21 protein-coding genes are annotated in these 24,783 nt (G+C 74.4%); 6 read left to right on the top strand and 15 right to left on the bottom strand.

Features of this window, described 5'->3' with window-relative positions:
* Positions 1-30: 30 nt before the first annotated feature.
* From B5D80_RS05100 to B5D80_RS05090, 3 genes are all read right to left on the bottom strand, one after another.
* Positions 31-873: an AfsR/SARP family transcriptional regulator gene (locus tag B5D80_RS05100; RefSeq protein WP_088642588.1), complete on the bottom strand. Its 843-nt coding sequence runs from the start codon at positions 871-873 to the stop codon at positions 31-33.
* Positions 874-1,249: 376 nt separating this feature from the next.
* Positions 1,250-2,572, bottom strand: a complete 1,323-nt coding sequence (locus B5D80_RS05095; protein ID WP_088642688.1) for an FAD-dependent oxidoreductase — start codon at positions 2,570-2,572, stop codon at positions 1,250-1,252.
* Positions 2,572-3,150 carry a 4'-phosphopantetheinyl transferase family protein gene (locus B5D80_RS05090; protein ID WP_158224134.1) on the bottom strand — a complete coding sequence of 193 codons (579 nt, stop codon included), beginning with the start codon at positions 3,148-3,150 and terminating at the stop codon, positions 2,572-2,574. The genes B5D80_RS05095 and B5D80_RS05090 overlap by 1 nt, the downstream gene beginning before the upstream one ends.
* A gap of 220 nt (positions 3,151-3,370) precedes the next feature.
* On the opposite strand from B5D80_RS05090, the gene B5D80_RS05085 reads away from it, so the two are divergent.
* A complete protein-coding gene (locus B5D80_RS05085; RefSeq protein ID WP_088642586.1) occupies positions 3,371-4,390 on the top strand; it encodes a methyltransferase in 1,020 nt (339 codons plus the stop codon).
* Positions 4,391-4,414: 24 nt separating this feature from the next.
* Here B5D80_RS05085 and B5D80_RS05080 read toward each other — a convergent pair whose 3' ends face one another.
* The 4 genes from B5D80_RS05080 to B5D80_RS05065 are packed head-to-tail and all read right to left on the bottom strand — an operon-like array spanning position 4,415 to position 8,517.
* Positions 4,415-5,344: an acyl-CoA thioesterase domain-containing protein gene (locus tag B5D80_RS05080; protein WP_088642585.1), complete on the bottom strand. Its 930-nt coding sequence runs from the start codon at positions 5,342-5,344 to the stop codon at positions 4,415-4,417.
* Entirely contained in the window at positions 5,341-6,594 is a 1,254-nt protein-coding gene (locus B5D80_RS05075) for a glycosyltransferase (RefSeq protein ID WP_088642584.1), read from the bottom strand. The genes B5D80_RS05080 and B5D80_RS05075 overlap by 4 nt, the downstream gene beginning before the upstream one ends.
* Complete coding sequence (locus tag B5D80_RS05070; RefSeq protein ID WP_088642687.1) at positions 6,557-7,486, bottom strand: SDR family oxidoreductase; 930 nt, start codon at positions 7,484-7,486, stop codon at positions 6,557-6,559. The genes B5D80_RS05075 and B5D80_RS05070 overlap by 38 nt, the downstream gene beginning before the upstream one ends.
* Positions 7,483-8,517 carry a ketoacyl-ACP synthase III family protein gene (locus B5D80_RS05065; protein WP_158224133.1) on the bottom strand — a complete coding sequence of 345 codons (1,035 nt, stop codon included), beginning with the start codon at positions 8,515-8,517 and terminating at the stop codon, positions 7,483-7,485. Before B5D80_RS05065 ends, B5D80_RS05070 begins: the two co-directional genes overlap by 4 nt.
* Before the next feature lie 320 nt (positions 8,518-8,837).
* Here B5D80_RS05065 and B5D80_RS05060 point away from each other — a divergent pair, with 320 nt between their 5' ends.
* Positions 8,838-9,116 carry an acyl carrier protein gene (locus tag B5D80_RS05060; RefSeq protein WP_088642582.1) on the top strand — a complete coding sequence of 93 codons (279 nt, stop codon included), beginning with the start codon at positions 8,838-8,840 and terminating at the stop codon, positions 9,114-9,116.
* Positions 9,117-9,284: 168 nt separating this feature from the next.
* Here the strand turns inward: B5D80_RS05060 and B5D80_RS34750 are convergent, their stop codons facing one another.
* Positions 9,285-15,758, bottom strand: coding sequence for a type I polyketide synthase (locus B5D80_RS34750; protein WP_158224132.1), 6,474 nt, complete (start codon positions 15,756-15,758; stop codon positions 9,285-9,287).
* A 343-nt stretch (positions 15,759-16,101) separates the two neighbouring features.
* Between B5D80_RS34750 and B5D80_RS05050 the strand changes: the two genes are divergently transcribed.
* Genes B5D80_RS05050 through B5D80_RS05040 form a run of 3 tightly spaced genes read left to right on the top strand, consistent with a single transcriptional unit; the run spans position 16,102 to position 18,622 of the window.
* Positions 16,102-16,923 carry a glycosyltransferase domain-containing protein gene (locus B5D80_RS05050; RefSeq protein ID WP_158224131.1) on the top strand — a complete coding sequence of 274 codons (822 nt, stop codon included), beginning with the start codon at positions 16,102-16,104 and terminating at the stop codon, positions 16,921-16,923.
* Entirely contained in the window at positions 16,920-17,618 is a 699-nt protein-coding gene (locus tag B5D80_RS05045; protein WP_211291404.1) for a class I SAM-dependent methyltransferase, read from the top strand. Before B5D80_RS05050 ends, B5D80_RS05045 begins: the two co-directional genes overlap by 4 nt.
* A 53-nt stretch (positions 17,619-17,671) precedes the next feature.
* On the top strand, positions 17,672-18,622 hold the full coding sequence (locus B5D80_RS05040) for a hypothetical protein (RefSeq protein WP_088642579.1): 951 nt from the start codon (positions 17,672-17,674) through the stop codon (positions 18,620-18,622).
* A gap of 93 nt (positions 18,623-18,715) precedes the next feature.
* Here the strand turns inward: B5D80_RS05040 and B5D80_RS05035 are convergent, their stop codons facing one another.
* The 5 genes from B5D80_RS05035 to B5D80_RS05015 form a co-directional block, all read right to left on the bottom strand.
* Entirely contained in the window at positions 18,716-18,976 is a 261-nt protein-coding gene (locus B5D80_RS05035) for a hypothetical protein (protein ID WP_088642578.1), read from the bottom strand.
* Positions 18,977-19,113: 137 nt separating this feature from the next.
* Complete coding sequence (locus B5D80_RS05030) at positions 19,114-19,524, bottom strand: hypothetical protein (protein ID WP_088642577.1); 411 nt, start codon at positions 19,522-19,524, stop codon at positions 19,114-19,116.
* 215 nt (positions 19,525-19,739) lie between these two features.
* On the bottom strand, positions 19,740-20,414 hold the full coding sequence (locus B5D80_RS05025) for a hypothetical protein (protein WP_211291403.1): 675 nt from the start codon (positions 20,412-20,414) through the stop codon (positions 19,740-19,742).
* A 135-nt stretch (positions 20,415-20,549) separates the two neighbouring features.
* On the bottom strand, positions 20,550-21,131 hold the full coding sequence (locus B5D80_RS05020) for a TetR/AcrR family transcriptional regulator (RefSeq protein ID WP_088642576.1): 582 nt from the start codon (positions 21,129-21,131) through the stop codon (positions 20,550-20,552).
* 13 nt (positions 21,132-21,144) lie between these two features.
* The gene (locus tag B5D80_RS05015) at positions 21,145-22,653 is read right to left on the bottom strand and encodes an MFS transporter (RefSeq protein WP_245854248.1); all 1,509 of its coding nucleotides are present in this window, start codon (positions 22,651-22,653) and stop codon (positions 21,145-21,147) included.
* Between the two features lie 124 nt (positions 22,654-22,777).
* Here B5D80_RS05015 and B5D80_RS05010 point away from each other — a divergent pair, with 124 nt between their 5' ends.
* A complete protein-coding gene (locus tag B5D80_RS05010; RefSeq protein WP_088642575.1) occupies positions 22,778-23,167 on the top strand; it encodes a YybH family protein in 390 nt (129 codons plus the stop codon).
* Between the two features lie 25 nt (positions 23,168-23,192).
* Here B5D80_RS05010 and B5D80_RS05005 read toward each other — a convergent pair whose 3' ends face one another.
* Together B5D80_RS05005 and B5D80_RS05000 are read right to left on the bottom strand one after the other, a co-directional pair.
* On the bottom strand, positions 23,193-24,077 hold the full coding sequence (locus B5D80_RS05005; RefSeq protein ID WP_088642574.1) for a fructosamine kinase family protein: 885 nt from the start codon (positions 24,075-24,077) through the stop codon (positions 23,193-23,195).
* Positions 24,074-24,718, bottom strand: a complete 645-nt coding sequence (locus B5D80_RS05000) for a hypothetical protein (protein ID WP_088642573.1) — start codon at positions 24,716-24,718, stop codon at positions 24,074-24,076. The genes B5D80_RS05005 and B5D80_RS05000 overlap by 4 nt, the downstream gene beginning before the upstream one ends.
* Positions 24,719-24,783 lie beyond the last annotated feature (65 nt).

The raw sequence follows: 24,783 nt of genomic DNA, 5'->3' as shown, positions 1-24,783 counted from the left end.
GATACGACGCCGCCGGGACGGGGGGCGCGGCTACCGGGTCCGGGGCCGCTGGAGGGCGAGGTGGTCGAGCAACTGGGTCAGCCCGTCGTCCCGGGGCGCCACCTCCAGCGCCGGATCGTCGGCGAGGACCGCCTGTTGGAGCAGGTGCAGCCGCTTCGACGGCTCCAGCCCCAGTTCCTCCACCATGGAGGTGCGCAGCCGGTGGAAGACCGCCAGGGCCTCGCGCCGCTGGCCGCTGCGGTGCAACGCGACCATCAGCTGCGCGCACAGGTTCTCGTTGAGCCCGTGCTCGGCGATGAGCAGGGTGAGTTCGGCCAGCACGTCCTGGTGGTGGCCGAGTCGCATGCGTGCCTCGATGCACTGTTCGACGGTGGTGAGCCGGGTCTGTTCCAGCGCCTTGAGGCGGGGCTCGGCCACGGTGCCGGCGCGCACGTCCGCGAGCGCCGGGCCGCGCCACAGCGCGCAGGCGCGCACCAGCAGCGCCGCCGCGTCGACGTTCTCGCCGGCCGCCAGGGCACGTCGACCGGCCGAGGCGAGCTGTTCGAACAGGCGCAGGTCGAACTCGTCGGGGGCGACCCGGAGCACGTAGCCGCCGGGGACGGTGACCAGCACCCGCTTGGCCACCTCGGCGACCGGGACGTCGAGCAGGCCGGCGAAGCACTTGCGGATCTGGAGCACGTACGTCTGGAGCGTGGTCAGCGCGCTGACCGGTGGGGACGCGCCCCACAGGTCCTGGATCAGCGCGGAGACCGGCACGGTCTGGTCCGCGTTGAGCAGCAGCAGGCCCAGCACGCTGCGGGGTTTCGGGGCGGTCGGTGTGGCGGTCTGACCGGCGTGGGCGAGCACGAGCGGTCCCAGGATCCGGATTTCCATGGCGTCTCCCCCCAGAGCACGAGCTGCCTGCGTCCCGGCGTGCCGCTGCGGGGACCGGACGACAGCGGAAACCACACTTATCCATCTGGACAGGCGTCAGTTACAGGCGACATTCAGGCCTTTTCGCATCGCGGTGGCACGACGTTCGACTGAGAGGCTAGCCGGTTTCTGAGCGATCGTCGTCGATTGTTCGAGCAATTTTCGAGGACTTACGGATGGACCGAGGTCAGGCCACCTGACGGGGGTGAGAAAAAGGGCCGGCGGCGACCCGGGTCGGGCGGCAGCCGGCCACACATCGACATCATTGATGGCCTTCATCGAAAATGGGATGTGTCGCCCCGAAGGGTCCCGACCGCCATGCTTCGGGCGGGCAGGTTCATCGCCGGCGCAGCGCCGCAGCCCCGACCCGCCAGAGGATGTCCGGACGACGCAGCCGGGCGGGGCCGGCCGTCAGGTTGACGACCTCCAGGAAGGCCCGGTGCACCACCTCGTCGGTCACCGTCGCGTGCTGGACCGCCTCGGCCAGGCCACGGCGCAGCCGCCAGCCGAACGGCCGGGCGACGGTCACGTGCGGCAGGTAGCAGTCCTGTGCGGCGGAGAATTCCCAGGCGTCGTCCACCACCGCCCGGACCCGCCGGAAGTACCCGTACGCCGGCCGGTCCACAGCGCCGGGTTCGGCGAGCCAGTCGGCGAGCGCGAGCGCCTGCACGGCCGCCACCGAGATGCCCTGGCCGTAGGTCGGGTTGAACGAGGCGACCGCGTCGCCGATCGCCACCAGGCCGGCCGGGAACCGGTCCAGCCGGTCGAAGTCGCGGCGGACGCTGTCCGGGAAGCGGTGCACGTACACCTCGCTGGCCGGCTCGCACGCGTCGGGCAGCAGCCGCAGCGGGGTGGCCGGGTCCGACCGGCAACGCTCCAGGAACCCGCCCAGGTCGCGGCCCGGCCGCCGGTCGCCGTAGCCGCTGACCAGGGTCAGCCAGCGGTCCCCCTCGACGGGTGTCATCGAGCTGGGGCCGGTGCGCGCCCGGCTCGGCGTGTGGACCGAGTACACCGCCACGTGCCCGGCCAGCCGCTGGCCGGGTTCCCGGTGGAACAGGCAGGTGGCGTAGCCGAGGTCGAGGGCCATCCGGCGTTTGTCGGGCGCGGGGTAGCCGAGCCGGCCGAGCCAGTCGGCCAGCCGGCTGGACCGTCCGGTGGCGTCCACCACGAGGTCCGCGCCGTGCCGCTGGGCGTCGGTGCGGCCCGGGGGGCGGACCAGCGCGCCGTCGACCCGGCCGGCGGTGGCGGTGAGCCCGACCCCGGTCCCCCCGACCAGGGCCACGTTGGGCAGCGCGAGGACCCGCCGGCGGAGGTGCCACTCCAGGAACGGCCGGGACACGCTGACCACGCTGCCGCCGCGTACCGGGACCTTGACCCGGCCGTCGAGGAACCACTGCGCGCCACCGGGACCGCTGGTGACCAGTTGGCCGCCCTCGCGCACCATCTGCCGCACGACGCCGGGCAGCAGCCGCTCGATGACGGTCCGGCCCCGGCCGAGCAGGGTGTGCGCCTGGCTGCCGTGCGGCGCGCCCCGGCGGATCACCGGGGCGTCCGCCAGCCCGTCGGGCTCCACGATCCACACCCGGTCGGCGTGGTCGGCCAGGACCCGGGCGGCGACCAGGCCGGCGACGCTGCCGCCGAGGACGAGCGCGGTCCGCATCAGCGACCGGCGGCCGGGCGTGGGCGGCCGGGCCACGCGTGGGCGACCGCCAGCACGTGAGCGGGCAACTCCCGGTGGGTCACCAGGACGCCCGGGGCGTCGACGGCGGGCCGCCACGCCGGCGGTGCCGGCGGCGCGGTCCGCCAGCGCAGCAGCCGGCCGCCGCGCAGCCCGGTGCCGTGCAGCTTGGCCACCGCCTCCTTGCCGGTCCACAGCGCCAGGAAGTCGACGCCGAGCCGCTGCACCGGCCGCCCGCGCAGCCAGTCGGTGTCCTCGGGGGTGAACCACCGCCGGCTCAGCGCCAGCGCGGGCACCGGGCGCAGCGCCTCCACGTCGACGCCGACCGGTCCGTGCCGGGACACCGCCACCGCGACCAGGCCACGGGTGTGGCTGACGCTGGTGTGCCAGCCGGTGGCGACGCCGCGCAGCACCGGCGCGCCCGCCGCCGTGTGCGCGACCGTGACCGTGGCCGGCGGGACGGCGGCCATCGCCGCGGCCGTCTCGACGAGCAGCGCGCGGGCCGCCGCCCGCCCGTCGTCCACCGTGCGGCGCAGCCGCACCACCAGGTCAGCCGGCACGACGGTACGCCACGACGAACGTACGTCCCGCAGGCCCGGCGGAGCACCCGACCGCAGCGACCGCACCCATTCGATCCCCCACGGCTCCCCATTGACGACAATTGTCAGCGCACCCTGGTTAATGCGAGGATGGCCGGGCCGAATTGACCATACCGAGGCGCCTGCGGGCCCGGCCCGCACTTCTCTGGACATTCACTAGAGTCTCAGTGGAGGGCCATCCGTGGCGCGTGACGACGACTACTTCCGCAAGCGGCTGCTGACCATGCTCTGTGCCACCTGGACGGCGCAGGCGTGCTCGGTGTTCGCCCTGCTCGGCCTGGCCGACCGGATCGCCGCGGGCACCACCGGCGGCGCCGAACTGGCGGCCACCGCCGGGGTGGACCCGGTGGCGCTGCGCCGGTTGCTCGCCGCGCTCGCCGACGCCGGTGTCCTGCGCCAGACCGGTCCCGACGACTTCGTCCTGTCCGGCATGGGGGAATACCTGCGCACCGACGCCCCCGGTTCGGTCCGCGACACGGCGGTCCTGTACGGCCAGGAGGTCTTCGCCTCGTTCGCCGGCCTGCTCGACACCGTACGCACCGGCCGGCCGGCCTTCACCGACCGCTTCGGCGAATCCTTCTACGGGTACCTCGGCGGGCACCCGGAGCTGGCCGCGACGTTCAACGGGGCGATGTCCACCGCCCCGGAGCCGCCACCGCCCCCCGCCCGACTGTTCGACGACGCCCGTACGGTGGTGGACCTCGGCGGCGGCGACGGCGGCCTGCTCGCCGACCTCCTGCGGGCCCGCCCCGAGCTGCGCGGGGTCCTCGTCGAACTGCCCGAGGCCGCCGCCCGGGGACGTGCCCGGCTCGCCGCCGCCGGGGTCCTGGACCGGGTCGACGTCGTCGTCGGCAGCTTCTTCGACCGGGTGCCCACCGGCGGGGACCGGTACGTGCTGCGGCGGGTCCTGCACAACTGGAACGACGGGAACGTCGCCCGGGTGCTGACCCGGGTGCGGGCGGCGATGCCGGCCGGGGCGCGGCTGCTGGTGCTGGAGGAACTGCTGCCGGCACAGCCGCCGCGGGCCGGTGCCGGCGCGGGCACCTGGGGGGCGCCCCGCAACCGGATCGTGGACCTGCTGATGCTGGTCCTGATGGAGGGCCGGGACCGCACCGCGGCGGAGTACGGCCGGCTCCTCGCCGACGCCGGCTTCGCCGTCGCGGGCGTCACCGACGGCGCGATCGAGGCGGTTCCGGTCTGAGGGTCGATCCGTCCGGCTCCCGGCTCAGCGGGCGGAGCGGGTCAGCAGCAGCCCCTCCTGGGCGACCGTGGCCACCAGGTCGCCGTCGCGCGCGTACAGCCGTCCGGTCGCCAGGCCACGGCCGGCGGCCGCCCACGGGCTGCCGCAGTCGTACAGCAGCCACTCGTCGGCCCGGCAGGGACGGTGGAACCACACCGTGTGGTCGATGCTGACGCCGAGGTCACCCGGGCCCCACTCGGTCGCATGCCCGGCCACCATCGCGCTGAGCAGCAGGGGCAGATCCGAGACGAGCACCAGCGCGCCGGCGTGCAGCGACGCGTCGTCGGGCAGCCTGCCGGCCACCCGTACCCAGGCCCGGCGGTGCGCCTCGCCCGCCCGCTCCCCGTCGGTCCGCTCCCCGGGTGGCGGGCCGAGGTACCTGGCGTCGAACGCGAAGAGCATGTCCTGCACGGCGGCCAGCCGATCGGGCGCGTGGGCGAGCAGCCGGTCCAGGGTCGGTACCTCGTGCGGCGGTGGGACCTCGGGCGCGGGCCGCTGGTGCGCCGGCCCGGTGCCGGGATCGTGGAACGAGGCGGTCAGGAAGAAGATCGGGGTGTCGCGCTGGAGGGCGACCACCCGCCGGGTGGACATGGCCGGGCCGTCGCGCAGGGCCTCGACCAGGTAGGTGACGGGCCTGCGGCTGTCGCCCGGCCGGGTGAAGTAGGCGTGCAGCGAGTGCACCGGCCGGCCGGGGCGCACGGTGTGCGCGGCGGCGGTCAGCGCCTGTGCGGCGATGAGCCCCCCGTACCGGCGGGTGGTGCCCCGCGCCGTGCCGCGTCCGGAGTACGCCCCCGCGACGGACACCAGCCGGTCCGTGCTGACCGTCGCGGGGTCGACCGTCGCCAGGTCGAGCAGCCCGACCACCTCCTCGACGGCTGCCCGACCACGGTCGACGGCGGCTGCACCGCCGCTCATCCGGCGAGGTACCTGTCGACCTCGTCGGCGGCGAGGAGCGTGCCGTGGGGTTCCGCGCGCATCCGCTCGCCGAGCTGTGCCGCGCGCCGCCGCAGCGCGGCGGTGGTCAGGCGGGACATGCCGGAGCGCAGCACGTCCTCGGACAGGTCGGTGAACCGCACGTGCACACCGACGCCGAGCCGTTCCAGTTGGTGGCCCCAGAACGGCTGGTCGGCGTAGGAGGAGCAGACCATCGTGGGGATGCCGGCGCGCACACCGGCGGCGGTGATGCTGGCGCTGCCGTGGTGCACCACCATGGCGCAGTGCGGCAGCACCAGGTCGTAGTCCACGTAGGGCACCACCCGCAGCTCCGGTGACGTGGACGGCGCGACCCCGTCCAGCCCCCAGCCGGTGGCCACCAGGGCCCGCACCGCCAGCGACCGGCAGACCCGCCCGATGGCCGCCATCATCGCCGCCGGGTCCGCCACGTGTGTGCTGCCGAACGTCAGCAGGGCCGGCGGTTCGCCCGCCGAGAGCCACTCCGCGAGCTCGGGATCGAGGGTGGACATGCCGGCGCGGTCCAGGTCGGCCGGGGTCAGCCGGAGGTCACCGACGATCGGCCGGTAGGCGTCCCAGGTCAGGCCCGGCACCAGGGTGGGGCTGTAGCCCTGCAACTCCAGCGGTCGCCGTAGCTGCCTCGGCGGCATCGCCGGGAGCCCGAGCTGGCGGCGGAAGTCGAACATCAGTTCCCGCCGGTACCGCCAGGCCCGTCGGGTGTAGTGCAGGTAGGTGGCCCGGTTCGCCGCGGCGGTCGGCAGTGGGTCGAGGGCCACCAGCGGGTGCGGCACCACGTCGTTCGGCCGGGACGGCGTGAGGTCGTACGCGACGAGCGGGACGTCGTACGCCTCGGCCAGCGCCGCCGCCCACTGCTCGCTGACCACGGCGCAGACGATGGCCTCACTGCCGGCGGTGATGTCGATCGCCTCGTCGCCGAACCGGCGGCCGTAGTCCCGGTACGCCTCGATCGTGATCTGGAGGAAGGAGTCGAGGGTGCTCTTGGTGACCCACTCCCGGCCCCGCTCGGTCTGCATCATCGACTGCTGGTTCCAGCCGACCGGCACCACGTCGAGCCCGAGCTGCCGGGGCAGGTCGACCAGGTTCATCGACGCCCCGACGCGTACCTCGTGGCCGTGGCGGGCCAGCTCGGCGGCGAGTGCCGTCAGCGGATGGACGTCACCGCGGCTGCCGAGCGCCAGGACGGTGATGCGCATCGTCGTTCCCCTCCGGTCTCCGGTGCGGCGTCGACGGCGTCGACCCGTCGCCTGCGTTCAGGTCGGTGGAGAACGCGAGCTCCCGCTGGTCCTCCAGATCCGCCAGGCGCGCGGTCAGTCCGCGCCGGATCGAGGCGTACGCGTCGCTGCCGAGCGCGAGCCGCAGCGGGGCGGTCGGCCCGGTGGCGACGTCGACCACGGCGGCGGCCATCTTCGCCAGGTCGCCACGGCACGGCAGGCGGCCGTCCTGCGCCCGGCGGCGCAGGATCGCCGCCGGGGTGCCCGCGTAGCCGGGCGACGCGGTGGTCAGCTCCTTGCTCCGCCCGAAGAACCCCGTGCTCACGGTGCCGGGCTCGACGATCGTCACGCCTATCCCGAAGCCCTTCACCTCGGCGGCCAACGACTCGAAGAAGCCCTCCACGCCCCACTTGGTGGCACAGTAGACGGCCGTGCCGGGCGAACCCCGTTGCCCGGCCATGCTCGACACCTGGACGATCCGTCCGCCGCCCTGCGCGCGCAGGTACGGCAGCACCGCCCGGGCCAGGTGGATGGGCCCGGTCAGGTTCGTCCGGATCTGCCTGTCGACCTGCTCGCCGCTGGCCTCCTCGGCGGCGCCGACCAGCGCGTACCCGGCGTTGCTGACCACCACGTCGAGCCGGCCGAGCGCGCGGGCGGCGGCGTCGACCACCTGCCGGATCCGTTCCGGGTCGGTGACGTCCAGCCGCGCCGTCCACAGTGTCCCCGCCCCGGAGGGCCGCAGGTCCGCCAGGGTGCGCGGGTCGCGGGCGGTGGCCGCCACCGACTCGCCCCGGGCGAGCAGTTCGGTCACCAGCGCCCGGCCGATCCCGGTCGAGCTGCCGGTGACGAGCCAGACACGCGGGGACGCGGTCATGCCCCCGCCCACTCCGGGACGTCCAGGATCTCCAGGACCGCGCAGGACAGGGTGGCCGGCGCGCCTCCGTACAGCAGCAGGTGGTCGCCGACGGCGAGCTGCCCGGTGACCAGCAGGTGGTTGAGCGACAGCAGCTGGTCGCTCGCGCCGGTGTGGCCGACGCCGCGGCCGAACTGCCAGGTGGTGCGCTCCATGGTGATGCCCAGCGGCTCCACCAGGTCGTGCTGCACCATGTACGCCGCCGCGTTCCCGCAGATGACCCGGGTCATGTCGGCCAGCTTGCGGTCCGCCTCGTCGAGCGTGCGTTCGATCAGGTCGAGCCGGGCCCGGTTGCGCAGTTCGGCGGCGTCGGTCAGCGACATCACGTTGTCGCGGAAGTACTCGGCCCGTTCGCGCATGTCGATGACGCGGCCCTGGCCCGCCGCCGGTGGGTACAGCGGCTCACCGCCCCGGTACAGCGGTTCCACCTCGGGCACCGCGACGCTGCCCACGGCGCGCAGCCGGGCGAAGCCGTGGTCGCGGTCGAGCAGCAGCGCGCTGCCGGCGTCGCCCAGGATGAACCCGGGCGCCGAGTTCCACCTGTCGATCAGCGGCGAGCCGAGGTTCTCCGCCGTGGTCACCAGCACCGTCGTGCCCGCCACCGCGCCGGCCAGGTGCCCGGCGGCGATCTCCAGCGCCGCGAACACGCCGTTGCAGCCCAACCGGACCTCGAACGCGGGGGCCGCCGTGGCGACGATCTCCCGCTGGATGTACGGGCCGGGCAGCCACATCTCCGGACCCTGGTGGTGGATGGAGGCGTGCAGCACCAGGCCGATCCCGGTCGGGTCGGCGGCGGCGCGGGTCAGCGCCTGGCGGGCCGCGTGCACGGCCATCTCCGGCGGTGAGACGTCCCCGGCGACGCAGGCGCCCGTCAGCCGGTTCTCCAGGTAGGCGGCCGGGCTGTAGTCGCCGCGCCGGGCGGCCTGGCCGGCGTCGGTCACGGGCGGTTGGAAGACCCCCAGCCCGGACAGGTGAACGTTGGTGATCTTCAAGCGCGTCTCCCGGGTCGGCCGGCCACGGCGCCACGTCCGCCTTTCGCAAGGACTGTAGTTGCCCGGCGCGGGGAGGCGGTGCAACCGACCTCGACGCCGGACTGAGAACTGCTCGAATTCCGCTGCCGCCGCGACGTCAGCACCCGTGGAGGCCATTTTCCGGCGCATTGACCGACGCGAGTGCCCGTTGATAACTTCGGCCCACTCATTCCGGCAGTATGTCGTCGACCGACGTGATGACGCCGCAGGTCGTCGGTGACGGAGGACGACGTCGTCGACCGACGCCGCCCCGCGCCATCCGACAGGAAGGTAGCCCCACCATGTCAGCCGACGAGGTCTTGGCGTTCACCCTGCAGTCGCTGCGCGAGATGAACTTCTACACCGACGACACCGGCCCCGACTCGATGCTCGGACCGTCCGGTGTGGATCTCGACTCGCTCGCCGTGTCCGAACTCGCGCTGCGGGTCGAGGACGAGTTCGGTGTGACGTTCGACGACGACGACATCGAGACGCTCGCCATCATGACGCTCGGCGAGTTCGCCGCGGAGGTGGCCCGGCGGGCGGAGCTGATCCCGCAGGCCGACCCGGCCCGGAGCTGACGACGCGACGGCGACACCCGACGTACGACCGTGGTGGCGGTGACCGGCACGTCCGGTCACCGCCACCGTTCGTGCCGGGCCCCGACCGCGCCGCGCGCGGGACCGGGCCGGCACCGGGGCCGGTGGACGGCGGTGCGGGGCGACCCGCCGCACCGCCCACCGGCCCGGTCAGCGGCGGCCGGCCCCGCCCAGTTGGCTGAACACCTCGCCGGCCAGCTCGGCGACGCTGTGGCCGCCGAGCATCTTCGCGATCGGCAGCAGCATGCCCAGGTCGCGCTGGACCCGGGTGCGGACCTCCACGGCCATCAGCGAGTCCAGGCCCTGCCGCTTGAGCGGACGCCTGGTGTGCACCTGCGCCGACGGCATGCCCAGCACCTCCGCGAGGACCTGGGCCAGGTAGCGCTCCACGGCGTCCCGGTCGGTCAGCGTGCCGGCCACCCCGGGCCCCGCCTCCCCTGTCCCCACCGGTGCGGGGCGGGTCGGCGCGGGGGCGGGTGGGGCGTCGGTGACCGTGGCGACGGTGTCCGCGGGCCGCGCCGGGGGTGGGGAGGTCGGCGGCGACCAGGGCACGACGGGCACGGGGTCAACGGGGGCGACGGGCGCGGCGACGGCGGGCGCGGCCACGGCGGCGGGGTCGGCGAGCAGGTCACGCAGCAGCGGTGAGGTCGCCGCGTCCGGGTGCGCGGTCGCCCACCGCCGCCAGTCCGTCGGCAGCACCACCCCGTGGGTGGCGTCGCGGGCCAGCAGCAGGCGCAGCGCCTCGATGCCCTCCCGGGGGCTGAACGTGTCCATGCCGGCCGGGTTGATCGCCCGGCCGTGCTCCCGGCCGACCCGGGCGGGCATGCCGACCGACCAGAAGCCCCAGTTCACGCTGAGCGCGGTCTGCCCGGCGAGCCGGCGCTGGTCGGCCAGCGAGTCCAGGGCGGCGTTCGCGGCCGCGTACGCGCCGAGCATCGGGGAGCTGAGCACCGCCGAGCCGGAGGAGAACAGCACGAAGAAGTCCAGCGGCTGCCCGGCGAACAGCCGGTGCAGCACGGCCGCGCCGGTGACCTTCGGGCGCAGGACCGCCGACAGGGTCCGGTCGTCCAGCTCGGACAGGGCGCGGTACTCGATGACCCCTGCGCCGTGCACCACGCCCCGGATCGCCACGCCGTCGCTCCCGAGCCGCCCCACGACCGCCCGCATCGCCTCCTCGTCGGCCACGTCGACCGCCTCGTACGCCACCCGCACCCCGTGCCGCCGCAGCTCCGCCAGCCAGTCCGCGCCACCGGTCTCATCCAACGGGGTACGTCCGGTGAGCGCGATGTGCCGGGCCCCCTCACGGACCAGCCAGTCGGTGACCACCCGGCCGAGGTCGCCGAGCCCACCGGTCACCAGGTAGCCGGCGGTCGGATCGATCCGGACCGGCCGGTGCGGGACCGGTGGCGTGGCGGGCTGCGGCGCGGTCAGCTCCCCGACGGACACCAGCACCTTGCCGACGTGCCGGGCCTGGGCCATGTGCCGGAACGCGCCGACCAGGTCGGTCGCGGGGAAGACGCGGTACGGCAGCGGTTCCAGCAGACCGGCCTGCACCAGGGCCAGGGTCTCCTGGAGGATCGCGCCGAGCCGGCGCGGCTCGTTGAGCCCGAGGTCCACCACGTCGACCACGAAGAACGACGCCCCGCGCGCCAGCAGCCGCAGGTCCAGCCGGGTGCCGTCGACCAGGTCGCGCCGGCTCAGCTCGACGTAGCGTCCCCGGTCGGCCAGCAGCTCCACACTCTTGAGCAGGCCCTCCCCCGCCTGCGTGTTGAGCACCACGTCGACGCCCTCGCCCCGGGTGGCGTCCCGGATCTCGTCGGCGAACCCGGTGCTCCGCGAGTCGGACACGTGCGCGACGCCCATCATCCGCAGCAGCGCGCGCTTGTCCGGGCTGCCGGCGGTGGCGTACACCTCGGCGCCGCGCCACCGGGCCACCTGCACCGCGGCCAGCCCCACCCCGCCGGTGGCGTGGTGGATCAGCACCCGTTCGCCGGGCCGTACCTGCGCCAGCTGCACCAGCGAGTGGTACGCGGTGACCAGGGCCACCGGCACGGTGGCGGCCTCCGGCGCGGTGAGCCGGGCCGGCCGCCGGTGCACCAGGTGCGCGTCGACGCAGAGGTGGCCGGCGGCGGGTGAGCGCAGCGAGATCGCCACCACCTCGTCGCCGGGCCGCAGTCCGGCCACACCCGGCCCGACCCGGGTGACCGTGCCGGCACACTCGCCGATCATGGTCGCGGGCTGGTCGGACAGGCGCGGATACAGGTCCATGGCGATCAGCACGTCGCGGTAGTTCAGGGCGAGGTGGTCGGCGCGGACCTCCACCTCGCCCGGCCCCGGCGGCCGGCGCGGCACCGGCACCAGGCGCACCCCGTCGAGCAGGCCGGGCGAGGTGACCTGGATCTGGTGGGTGACGTCGGCGTCGTCCGGCCGGGCGGTGGGCGTGGGCAGCAGGCGTGCGGCGTACCGCTGGCCGTCGCGCACCGCCACCTGGTCCTCCGGCCCGGCACCTGCCAGTTCCCGGTCCAGCGCGGCGGTGAGTTCGGCGGGTGGGCCCGCCGGGTCCAGGTCGACGAGCACGCAGCGCAGTTCCCGGTGCTCGTGGGCGACGACCCGGCCCAGGCCCCAGAGCGCGCCCTGCCACATCGACACCGTCCGGTCGGTGTCGCGCACCCGGTGCGCGCCGCGGGTCACCAGCGACAGCCGGGGTGGCTCGGGCAGGCCGGCGTCGGCGAGCGCCCGCAGCAGCCGCAGCACGCTGCCGCAGCCGAGGCGTTCGGCGTCCCCGGCCGCCTGCTGCGCCGGCACGGAGGCGTCGGGCTGCTGCGCGTCCAGCGTCCAGAGGTGCACCACCTCGGTCGGCGCGAGGCCGTCGAAGCCGGCCCGGACGTCGGCGAGCAGCCGGCGGTACTGCGCCGGTGCCGTCGGGTCGATCTCGTACCGGTCGGCCGCCAGCCGTTGGTACCCGCCGCCTGCGAACACCCGGACGTCGGCGGGCAGCGCGTCGCCGACGCCGGACCGGTCGGCGAAGACCAGGCGACGGTCGGCCGGCCGGTGCGCGTCGGGCAGCGCCGGCAGCGGCTGCCACCGCAACTCGTGGAACCACCCGTCGGGGTCGCGCACCGAGTCCGGGGGTTGCAGGTACTGCAGGCGCAGGCCCGCGATCTCGACGATCACCCGGCCGTCGGCGTCGGCCACCACGAGGTCGCCGCAGACCGAGTCGGACCGCCAGGCGGTGACCGCGACGGCGTGCGCCCAGCCGGGGACGCCCGGGTCGGGGTGGATCGTCACGGCGTCGATGCCGCCCAGGACGAACGCCGACGACCGGTCGTCGCCCGGGATCAGCGACGCGAGGACCTGCCCGCACGCGTCCAGCAGCGCCGGGTGGCAGGTGTACCCGGCCGGGTCGACCCCGGCGGGCACCTCGATGCGGCCCAGGGCCTGACCGTCGCCCGTCCAGAGTTCCGCGACGCCCTGGAACGCGCCCTGCCACTCGTTGCCCCGCGCGGCGAACCGGCGGTAGAAGTCGTCCCCGGTGAGATGGTCGGGGCAGGCGGCGCGGGTCGCCTCCACCGCCAGCCGACGTCGCTCGGGCGGCGGGGTACGGCTCACCGTCGCGGTGACGTGGGTCGTCTCCGCCCCGGTCACCGCCACGTCCCAGGTGTCGGGCCCGCGCGGGGTGAACGTGGTGGACAGCGCGGGCGGCGGCTGGTCCGGACGCAGGAACAGCGCGTCGAGGTAGCGGATGTCGCGCAGCACGGGTGTCTGCCCGCCGCAGATCCCGGCGGCGGCGGTGTGCAGCAGCTCGACGTACGCGGTGCCGGGCACGACCACGGTGCCCTGCACCAGGTGGTCGAGCAGGTACGGCTCGCGGGCCGGGTCGACGACCCGGTCCACCCGGTGCGGGGCCGGTCGTCCGGCCGGGGTCGGGGTGAGCCAGTACCGCTGGCGCTGCCACGGGTAGGACGGGAGCCGCACGTAGCGGGGCGGGGGCCCGCCGACCACCCGGTGCCAGTCGACCGGGCAGCCGGCGCGGTGCAGGGCGGCGACGGTGTCGAGCAGGTTGGCCCGTTCCGGCTCGTCGCGGCGCAGGCAGCCGACGGCGGCACCGTCGGTCCCGGTCGCCGCCAGGGTCTCCTGGATGGCCGGCAGCAGGATGGGGTGCGGGCTGATCTCGACGAACACCGTGTCGCCCGCTCCGGCGAGGTGTGCCACCGCGGCCCCGAACCGCACCGGTTCGCGCAGGTTGCGGATCCAGTAGGCGGCGTCCCAGCCGGATCCGTCGCAGCGGGCGTCGTCCACGGTGGAGTACAGCGGGACGTGCCCCGCGCGGGGGGTGACGTCGCCGAGGCCGGCCAGCAGGTCGTCGCGGAGCTGGTCCATCTGCGGGCTGTGCGAGGCGACGTCGACCCTGACCTGCCGGCAGAACACGCCGCGTCCGTCGAGGCCCGCGACGATGGTGGCCAGCGCCTGCGGGTCGCCGGAGAGGACCGTCGAGGTGGGGCTGTTGCTGACCGCCACGGACACGAGGTGCTCGTGGCCGGCCAGGGCGGCCTGGGCGTCGGCGGCGGACAGCTCCACCGAGTACATGACGCCCCGCCCGGCGACGGTGCGCAGCAGCCGGCTGCGCCGGCAGATGACCGCGCCGGCGTCGGCGAGGCTGAGTGCGCCCGCCGCGCCCGCCGCGGCCACCTCACCCATGCTGTGCCCGACCACGTGGTCGGGTTCGATGCCCCAGTCGCGCAGCACCGCGCAGAGCGCGGTCTGCATCGCCCACAGGGTCGGCTGGACGGTGTCGATGGACGCCGGGGCGTCCGTCTCGCCGGTCAGCCGGGCCAGCAGCGACCAGCCGACCTCGGCACGGATCACCTCGTCGCAGCGGGTGAGCGTGTCGCGGAAGACCGGTGAGCGGGCCAGCAGTTCGCGGCCCATGCCGTCCCACTGCGAGCCCTGCCCGGGGAAGACGAAGACGACGGTGGGCCGGTCACCGTCCACCGGTGCGGACGCGGTGACGCCCAGCCGGGGCCGGGACTCACCGGCGGCGTACGCCCGTAGCCGCTCGACCAGGTCGTCGGGTGACGCGCCGACCGCGGTCAGCCGGTTCTCGTGGTGGTCGCGGCGGGTGGCCGCGCTGAAGCACACGTCGCGCAGCGGCAGGTCCCGCCCGTCGCCGCCCGGTCCGAGGAACCGCGCGTAGTCGGCGGCGAGGGCGGTGAGCGCCTCCCGGTCGGGTGCGGAGAGCACCAGGAGCTGCGTGTCGTCCCCGTCGGGCTCGTCCCCGTCGGCGGGTGCGGGTGCCGGTGCGGTGTACTCGCCGAGCACCACGTGGGCGTTGGTGCCGGAGATGCCGAACGAGCTGACCCCGACCAGGCCCGGCCGGTCGGTCTGCGGCCAGGGGGTGCGCTCCCGCACCAGGCGCAGCCGCAGTCCCGCCCAGTCGACCGCGTCGGTCAGCTCGGCGGCGTGCAGGCTCGGCGGGATCTCCCGGTGCTGCAGCGCGAGCACCGCCTTGATGACCCCGGCCAGGCCGGCGGCGGCCTCGGTGTGGCCGATGTTCGTCTTGACCGAGCCGACCAGGCAGTGCCCGTCCCGGCCCGCGCCGGTCACCGCGCCGAGGGCGCCCAGCTCCACCGGGTCACCGGCCGGGGTACCGGTGCCGTGCGCCTCCACGTAGTCCACCAGCGTGGCGGGCACGCCCGCGTCGGCGTACGCCGCGCGCAGTGTCTCCTCCTGGCCGGGCTGGGAGGGCGTGAGCAGGTAGCCGCCGGACTGGCCGTCGTTGCCGACCGCGGACCCGTAGATCACCGCGTGGACGGCGTCGCCGTCGGCCTCGGCCCGGTCCAGCGGTTTGAGCACCAGCACCGCCACGCCCTCGCTGCGGACGAAGCCGTCGCCGTGGGCGCTGCCGAACTTGCACCGGCCGTCGGCGGCGAGCATCCGGGCCGCCGAGAACGGGATGGTCTCCTCGGGGGCGATCACCAGGTTCACCCCGCCGGCCAGCGCCAGTTGGGTCTCCCCGTTGCGTACGCTCTGGTAGGCCAGGTGCAGCGCCGCCAGGCTGGAGGAGCAGGCGCAGTCCACCGCCATGCTGGGGCCGCGCAGGTCGAAGGCGAAGGACACCCGGCCGGCCAGGAAGCTGCGCGCGCCGCCGGTCGCCGCGTGCAGGTCCAGCACCGACGCGTCGCTGAGCAGTTGCCCGTACGCCGAGGACATGCCGCCGACGTAGACGCCGGTGCGGGTGGTGGACAGCCGGTCGCGGGTCAGGCCGGCGTCGGCCAGCGCCTCGGCGGCGGTCTCCAGCAGCAGCCGCTGTTGGGGGTCCATCCGTTCCGCCTCCCGGGGTGCCACCCCGAAGTAGCCGGCGTCGAACTGGTCGATCTGGTCGAGGAAGCCGCCCCGGCGGCTGACGATCCGGTTCGGCGTGCCCGGTCGCGGGTCGTGGTAGGCGTCGATGTCGTACCGGCTGGCCGGCACGTCGGTGATCGCGTCGCCGCCGTCGCTGAGCAGACGCCAGAACTGCGCCAACCCGTCGGCGCCGGGGAACCGGCAGCCGATGCCCACCACGGCGACCGGGGTTCCGCCCGGTGTCCCGGCCCGTGCGTGTGCCGACTCGTCCCGTCCGGTCATCCGCCCCGCCTTCCTCGGCGTCGTGTGCTGGCTGCGCCCCGAGTCTCCCGGCCACCGCTTGGGAACGGCTCGAGAAACCACGGACGCCGGTGGGCAGACCCGCTCGCCTTCCGGTCGGGGCCACCGGCGCGGTTTCCATCCGGGTGCGGTCGGCGGTGACCTCGTCCTTGAGAACGGCTCGACGACAGCTCTCGCGGGAGGCCGGGGCGGACGCCGTGGGTCGACAACGACCGTCGTGGATGGATAGTTTGGCAGCCGGTCCGTCCGGGCCCACAGGTCGGGCACCAGGGCGCATCCGGTGCGGTCCAACGGCACGAACCGGCAGCACGATTGGACGCCGACCATGAGGGTCATCACGATCGCCACCGACCTCGAACACCCCTTCCTGCGGCGGCTGCTGGAGCCGTCCTGCGCGGCGGTGGGGCTCGAACTGGTCGTCCTGGAGGGCCGGCAGCGGGGGTTCCGGCCCCGGGACAAGCGGGCGCTGCTCACCGACCACCTCGCCCGGCACGTCCCACCGGACGAACTGGTGCTGTTCACCGACGCGTACGACACGCTCCTGCTGCGCGGGGAGGAGTACATCCGCACGGCGTACGCGGGTTTCCCGCAACGGGTGGTGTTCAGCGCCGAGCCGAACAGCTGGCCGATGGGCCCCGTCGGGCTCGCGTTGCACGAGGACCCGCCCGTCGGCCCGTACCCGTACCTCAACAGCGGCGGTTTCCTCGGGCCCGCCGGTGACCTCCTCGCCCTGTGCGCGGCGTATCCGGACCCGCCGAGCGGACGTTTCCCGCTGCTGAACCGGCTGCGGGCGCACCAGGTCGACACGGACCGGTTGCACGGCACGAGCGACCAGTACTACTGGACCCTCGTCCAGCTCCTGGAACCGGACACCGTCGGGCTCGACCACGGGGCGGTCCTGTTCGAGAACTTCGCGCCGAGGGTCAGCAACTTCTGCGAGCTGAACCGCTGGACGGACGACTTCCGCACCCACGGCAGGCAGTCGGCCAGCTACCGGCGGGAACGTTCCCGGCTCCTGTCGCGGCTGCGCTCACCCAGCGGGGCGGCCCAGGTGCACTTCGCCTCCGCCCTGGCCAAGACGGTGGTCCTGGACCTGCTCGACGAGGGTCTGCTGCCCTCCTGGCTGGTGGGGATGGTGGCACGGTGAGCGCGCGACCTGAGTACGAGCAGCGCCACCGTCCGTCGCTGCAACGCAACGAACTCCAACGCAACGACCTGCTGGCCATGCAGACGCTGGCCCCGCTGTCGCTGACGTACCTGCCGTGGAGCGCGAGCGCCATGCGACCGAGCGGGGTGGTCGCGGTGCTCAACGAGATCATGGTGAACCGACGTCGGTCCGTCGTCGAGCTGGGCGGTGGGGTCTCCACCTTCTACATCGGCCGGCTGCTGCGGCAGCGCGGCGGGCACCTCTGGACCGTGGAGCACGACGAACGCTGGGCGGAACTACTCGGTCAGGAGCTGGCGCGCGAGGGCCTCGGCGACGTGGTGACCGTGGTGCACGCCCCCCTGACGCCTGTCGAGTCCCGCTGGCCGGACGAGGAGTCGACCTGGTACGAGCAGCGCCGCCTCGCGGAGATGACCACGGGCCGGGCCGTCGACCTGCTCGTCGTCGACGGGCCGCCCGCCTACCGGGCAGCCAACGCGCACGCCCGCCATCCCGCCGGACCCTTCTTCGCCGCGCTGTTCGCCGAGGACTTCGCCGTCGTGCTCGACGACATCGACCGGGAGGGTGAACAGGACATCATGCGGTGCTGGGAGGAGGAGCTCGGGGTGACGTTCGAGCACCGCCTGACCAACGGCCGGATCGGCATCGGCCGGCCCGGACCCGCGTTCACCGTATGAGCAGGGCCGGTGCCCCCACGGCGGGCCGGGTCCCGGATGGCTAGCATCGCCCCATGATCGAGGAGCTGGTCCGGCAGGTCACCGTCGGTGACGACGACGCGGTCGAGGAGCTGTCCCTGGTCGCGGACACCGAGCCCGGCAGGCTGACGCCGCACCTGGGCGCGCTGCTCGACCACGACGTGCTGTGGCCAGGAAAGCTGTACCGGGCGGCGGACGCCGACGTGGTCCGTCGGGTCGTCGCGCGGGTCGACGGCGGGCGGACACCGGGGCAGCTCAACCACCTGCTGGTCGCCCTGGCGCACACCGCCCACCCACTGGCCGGGGACGCCCTGCGTCGCTGGTCGGCCCAGCCCCCGCCCGGCGCGGACACGCTGCACGTCGACATCCTGGACTACGCCCGGGAGGGCGGCTGGACGGTCGACCCGCAGGGCCACCGGCGGGACCTGTGCGGTGACACCGCGTACGAGTGGATCATGCGCGAGGCACCACGGCGGCCGGACGCGGCGACCTGCCCGTGGTGCGCGTCGCCGCTGTGGACGGCCGCGGACCTGGACCCGGCGGAGCCCGCCGTCGGTGTCGCGTTGGCGCACACCGGCTGGTCCGGCCGCCTGGTGATCGCAACGTGCCACTTCTGCGCCTGTTACACCACGCTGTACAGCCGGGTCACACCGGACGGCGGCACCGACTGGTGGACCGGAAACACCCGCCCCGACCATCTCGGCCCCGCCGGTACGGAGGATCCGCCCGCCCTGCTGCCCGTCCTCGGGGAGGTCCGGCAGAGCCCCTACCAGGCCAGCGCGTGGGAACGGGGCGGCTCGACGCTGGGCGGCCGACCCGACTGGATCCAGGACGCCGGACACCCCGACTGCCCCGGGTGCCGGCAACCGATGGACTACGTCGGCCTGGTCGGCGGCGCGGACCTGGACGAGTACGGCGAGGGCGCGTACTACCTGCACCTGCACCGGTCGTGCGGGTTCGCCGCCGTCAACTACCAGCAGAGCTGACCGGAGCGGGCGGCCACCCGCGCCGGGGTGACCGCCCGTCAGGTGTGTCGGAAGCGGTGGACCTCCGACGGGCGGGGGATCCGTCGTCGGGGCTCAGCCCGCGATCGCGGCCCGGAAGTACCAGCCGTTGTACTGGCTGTCGGGCAGGGTGCGGTAGACGCAGCTGTTGGCGACCTCGCCCCAGTAGCTGGCGGTGATGCGGTACTCCTCGCACTCCTCGTACGTGGCGAAGGCACCGTTCCAGTCCCACGGCACGGCGACGGCCGGGGCCGGCTGGACGGTGAGACTGACGGCGGCCGCCGCGGTGGCGACCACCGCGAGTCGGGTGAGCCGGCGACGCATCGGCTGGGGCATGGGAGGTCCTTCCGCAGGGGTGACGGGACTGTGACCGATCGTAAGTCCACAGTGGCCGGCCCCTGATCCACCGTTCGGGCAGGCCCCGGGCGGCCGGCGCGGGGCGGCCCGGCCGCCCCGCGCCCGTACGGGAGGTGTCAGTCGTGGACGCCGACGTGGAAGTTGAAGACCGCACCGTTGCGCTTGAGGGTGAGGTTCCACTTCCCGCCGTTTTTCAGCACCACCGGGTCGGAGTTCGGATACCGCTGGAGGAACCACGCCTCCAACCGCTGCGCCTCCGCGGCGGCGAGCACCCCGACCTCACCGATCGCCGCCGCGTGGTGCGGTTCCTGGTTGCAGCCGGCGTTGAACCGGTAGCTGGAGTCGCGGTTCCACCGGCCGCAGCCGAGCATCGTGACCGTCACCGGGCCGGAGTGCTGGAACGCCAGTTGCGGGACGGCGGGGTCGGCGACGACCACACCGGGTGGTGTCTCCAGGGACGGGAACGGCACGGCCACCGTCTCGATGACGGCCTGCGATGCCCAGTTGAAGTCGACCTCGAACGGCATGCCCATCCTCCTGACCGGGGTGTCCCGTCCGCCGGCCTGTCGCGACGGCACGTCGACGTGACCCATCATGGGTGGGACCCGGCGTCACCTGGCGGCCACTGTCCGTGCCCGGACACTGCCGACCAACCGACAGCGTCCGGCACGGACCCGGCCCCGGCGGGCGGCGGCGACGCCGACCGTCGGTGACGGACCGGTCGTCCCGCCTCCGGCCGTGGTCAGCAGGCGGCGCGCTGGCCGGAGTAGTGGACGCCGATCCGGCCGACCACGGTCAGGTCGGTCAGGGCGGTGTCGGCGGCGCGGTTGACGTAGCAGGAGTACCGGTGCTGGTTGATCACCTCAAGGTGGATGTGCGCGCCGCTGTCCCCGTTGACCTGGTAACAGCTGGAGTACCGGAACCGGCCGGTCTCGCCGAGCTTGGTCCACGGGCCGACCGAGGCGCCGACGACCACGCCGCCGGGCTTGTTGTTCACGTGCATCACGTCCGCCCGGCCGACCACCCCGCCGGTCGTGGTGTCCCGGGCCTCCAGTCCGATCCGGTAGCCGCCGTCGGCGAGGTTCCCGGTCGCGCAGCCCGGACGGACGGTGACCACGGTGACCGCGACCGGATGGCCGGCCGCGGTCTTGGTGCCGAACGGGGAGACGACGGTGGCCCCCGGGTTGCGGTAGATGTCGACCGCCCAGTCGTTGGTGTAGCCCCAGTTGCCGAACACGATGTGGTGGTTGGCCGGCCCGGACCCGCCGAACCTGTTCCAGGTGGACGAGTCCTGGATCGGCGGGTAGACCGCGATCGCGTCGGCGGTGTCGTGCGCGGCGGCCGGGGTCGCCGGTACGGCGACGGCTCCCAGCACGAGCGCGAGTGCGCCGAGCGTACGGGCGATGCGGAACCTCATCGTGCCTCCGAAGGGTGTGCGGAGCGGAACGAAACCACCTCGCCGATCGACGAGAGTGGATGAGGATACCGCCTGCGGCGGGGCGTCGACAGCTGCCGACGTCGCGGCCGTGACGGGCCGCGCGGGTCGCCCGGCTCAGGGCGTGAGCGTCTCCCACAGGTGCGGGTGCCGGGTCAGGTGCAGCAGCCGTTCCAGCAGTCGCCGGTGGGCGGGGGTGTGCGTCGGGGCACCCCATAGGGGCGCGCTGCTCATGCCGTCCGCCGCCGCCACCACGAGCGCCAGCACGTCGGCGGGCAGCCCGTCGGCGGCGAGGGCCGCCGCCAGCCGTTCCGCGTCGGCGCGGGCGAGTTCGGCGACCGCGGGCAGCGTCATGAGCTGGGTGACCAGCGCCATCGAGGCACGTACGGCGGCGTCGTCGCCGGCGGGCGCGACCGAGGCGCGCAGGTAGGCCCGGGTCAGCCGACCCGGTGCGGTGTCCGTGGGGTCCAGCGCGGCGTCGATGCCGGCCTGGAAGGCGGCGAGCTGGTCGCGGGCCAGTTCCAGGATCAGGTCGTCCTTGCTGGCGAAGTGGTAGATCAGCCCGCCCTTGGACACGCCGGCGAAGCGGGCGATGTCGTCCAGCGGGGCGTGGATCCCCCGGGCGCGGACGACGTCCGCGGCGGCATCGAGCAGGGCACGTCTGGTGTCCTGCGGCGACCGGCCGGCTGTGCGTCCCACGGCGACACCGTACCTACGGCCGGGGCGGGCGCGGCGACGGGATCAGCACCCAGGCCAGCGCCGCCGCGCCGAGGGTCAGCACCGCGGCGAGCGACGAGGTGACCTGCACGCCGGTGATGAACGCGTCCCGGGCGCCGGCGGCGGCCTGCGGCGGCAGCACCTGTAGCGCCGAGCCCAGCGAGTCACGGACCCGGGCCGCGTCGGCGGCCGGCAGCCCGGACGGCACGCTCACCGCGTGCCGGTAGACCAGCGACAGCAGGGAGCCCAGCACCGCGATGCCCAGTACCACGCCGAGTTCGTTGGCGGTCTCGGTGATCGCCGAGACGGAACCGGCCTTGCGCGGGGGTGCGGCCGAGATGATGGCGTCGCCGGTCAGCGTCATCGCCAGCCCGATGCCGAGGCCGATGGGCACGAGCGCCAACCCGAGCCACAGGTACGGCGCGTGCGCGGCCGCCGCCACCCCGGCCAGCCCCGCGGCGGCCAGACCGAGGCCGAGCGCGATGGCCCTGCCCCGGCCGAACCGGGCCACGACCAGCGCGATGATCACGACGACGACGATCGAGGCCAGGGTCGCGGGCAACTCGGCCAGGCCCGCCTGCAACGGGCTGAACCCCCTGGCGAACTGGAGGTACTGCGAGAAGAAGAACAGCATGCCGACCAGCGCGAAGATGGCGACGACGTTGGCGACGACCGCCCCGAGGAACGCCGGGTTGCCGAACAGTTCGATGTCGAGCATGGGCTGTTCCAGTCGCCGCTGCCGCCGCACGAACAGCACCCCGGCGGTCACGCCGACCAGCAGGCAGGACACCGTCACGCCGTCGACGCCGGCCCCGACCACGTGCTTGACGGCGTACACCAGCGGCACGACCGCCGCCATGGACAGCACCGCGGAGAGCACGTCGAAGCGGCCCGGTCGCGGGTCGCGGGACTCCGGGAGCAGCAGCAGGCCGGAGACCACCACCAGGACCATCACCGGGACGTTGATGAGGAACACCGAGCCCCACCAGAAGTGCTCCAGCAGGAACCCGCCCACCAGCGGCCCGACCGCCGACCCGGCGCCGAAGGCGGTGGACCAGATGGCGATCGCCCGGGTCCGTTCGCCGCTGTCGGTGAAGATGTTGCGGATCAGCGACAGGGTGGACGGCATCAGCGTCGCGCCGGCCACGCCGAGCAGCAGCCGGGCCCCGATCAGCGCCGGTGCGCTGGGGGCGAACGCGGCCAGCAGCGAGGCCGCGCCGAACGCCACCGAACCGACCAGCAGGACCCGTTTGCGTCCGAACCGGTCGGCCAGGTTACCCATCAGCACCAGCAGCCCCGCGAGGGTCAGCGAGTAGATGTCACCGATCCAGAGGACCTGTTCCGCGGTCGGCGCCAGGCTCGCGGTCAGCGCCGGCACCGCCAGCGACAGCACCGTCCCGTCGACGGCGAGCAGCAGCACCGCCGCGGCCAGCACGGCCAGCGCCGCCCACCGGCGGCGGGTGGACAGGACCGGAGCGGGGACCGGGGTGGAGGACGTGATCACGCGGGAACTGTACCGACCAGCCGGTACAGTTCGTCAGGGTGACGTGCCGCACCTCCGGCTGCCGGCACGCCGGGGGTGCGGGCAACCCGGGCACGGGGACCGGTCGGGTGGCAGGGTGGGGCACATGGACCGGAAGCAGGTCGACGACTGGCTCGTCGGCTACGAGCGGGCCTGGCGGACGCCGGGCACGGACACCCTGGGCACGCTGTTCACCGAGGACGCGAGCTACCGGCAGGGGCCCTACCTGGCCCCCGTGGTGGGTCTGCCGGCCATCGCCCGGATGTGGGAGGAACAGCGCGACGGTCCCGACGAGGTCTTCCGGATGACCAGCACGGTCGTCGCGGTCGACGGCGACACCGCCGTGTCCCACCACGAGGTCCGCTACGGCGACCCGGTCACGCAGGAGTACCGCGACCTGTGGGTGATGCGCTTCGCCGACGACGGGCGGTGCCGGTCGTTCGAGGAATGGCCGTTCTGGCCGGACCGGCAGCCGCCCGGGGTATCGCAGCCGTGACCGGGACCGCCGGGGCCCGGACCGGTCAGGCCCGTGACCGGAACGGGGCCAGGGTGGCCCGGATCGTGTCGGCGGCACCCCAGTCGTCGTCGAACTGGGCCAGCACCGCCAGGTGCTGCCGTAGCTGGATGATCGGCATGCGGGCCCGCCAGCCGGCGTCGAGGCCGGTCAGCTCGGCGTAGACGGCGAAGAACCGACCCGACTCCGGTGGCGCCGCCGTGGTCCACAGGTGCGCCAGGTCCACCTCGGCCCACCCGTACGACACCGCCGGATCGATCACCGCCGCCCGCCCCGCCCCGTCGGACAGCACGTTCTGCGACCACAGGTCGCCGTGGGTCAGGCAGGCAGGCCGGTCCGGCAGCAGCTCGGGCAGCCGGGCACACAGCCGTTGCACCGCGGCCCGGTCCGCGGGGTCGAGCGCGGCCCGGACCCTCGGCTCACGCAGCCAGCGCAGCAGGCGGTGCTCGGCGAAGAAGGCGAAGCCGTCGTCGGCCCAGGTGTTGACCTGCCGGCGACGTCCCAACCAGTTGTCCCGGTGCCAGCCGAAACGGGGATGGACGGTGCTGGTGTGCAGGTGGGCCAGTGCGTGCGCGAACCCCTCCCAGAACGCCCCGTCGGACGGCCTCGGCGACAGCAGCGACAGCACGAGCACCTCCCGGCTCGCCACGACCACGTCGGGGGTGGCCAGCCCGCCGAGTTCCCGCAGGGCCGTCAGACCCTCGGCCTCCGCGCCGAAGGCGTCCCCGTCGGGGGGTTCGGCGAAGGTCTTGACGAAGACCGGCGGCGCGTCCCTGCGGTGGGCGATCCCGGCGAGCGCGGCGAGGCCACCACTGACCGGCTCGACGGTGACGACGTCACCGATCCCGGCCCGCAGCAACCGTTCGGCGAGCAGTTCCGTCGCCCCGGTCACCCGCCGGTGCCCTCCTCGGCGCCGTCGTGCTGGTCGCCCTCCAGATAGACGTGCTGATGGCCGTGGCCGGCGTCGACGTTGACCTGGTCGAGTTGGGTGGCGGCGACGGACCAGGCGGCGGCGGCCTGCTCCGCCTGCCGTTTCGCCAGTGCCGTCAGCGCCGCCCGCTGCGCGGGTGGCCCGGTGACCGCGAGGAGGTACGACTCGACGGCCAGGGACGTCTGCTCCACCGCGGCGCGCAGGCCACCGCGCGCCACGTTGGTCGCCGTGCTGCCCGACGGCGGGTTGGCGAACGGCTCCGCCGCCCGCAGCAGGGTCTGCTGCCACTGGCGCGCCTGTTGCGGGTCGGCGGTCGGCTCGGCCCGCAGGGCGTCGAGCACGGGGGCGATCTCGCCGCGGAGGCGTCGGGCGGTGGCCGTCAGCTCGGTGATCTGCTGGGCGTCCCGCTTCGCCTCGGCCCGACGCAGGTCGGCGATGGTCGACTCGGTGGCGTCCGGTCGGCCGAGGGCGTAGCCGATGCCGCCGCCGACGAGGGCGACGACGAGTCCGATCGCGACCACGACGGCGAGCCGGGACAGCCGGCGGCGGGGTGGTGGCGACGCGGAGAGCAGATACGAGGGCCTACCGGTACGACGCGACACGTCATCTCCCTGCTCGTCGGAGCCTGGTCGCAGCATAGTGCCGCCCCGGCGGGGCGGCGGGCCGG

Source organism: Micromonospora wenchangensis, from assembly GCF_002210435.1.
GTDB lineage: Bacteria > Actinomycetota > Actinomycetes > Mycobacteriales > Micromonosporaceae > Micromonospora > Micromonospora wenchangensis.
The sequence above is the reverse complement of the archived record's forward strand: the minus strand, read 5'-3'. Positions and strand labels throughout refer to the sequence as shown.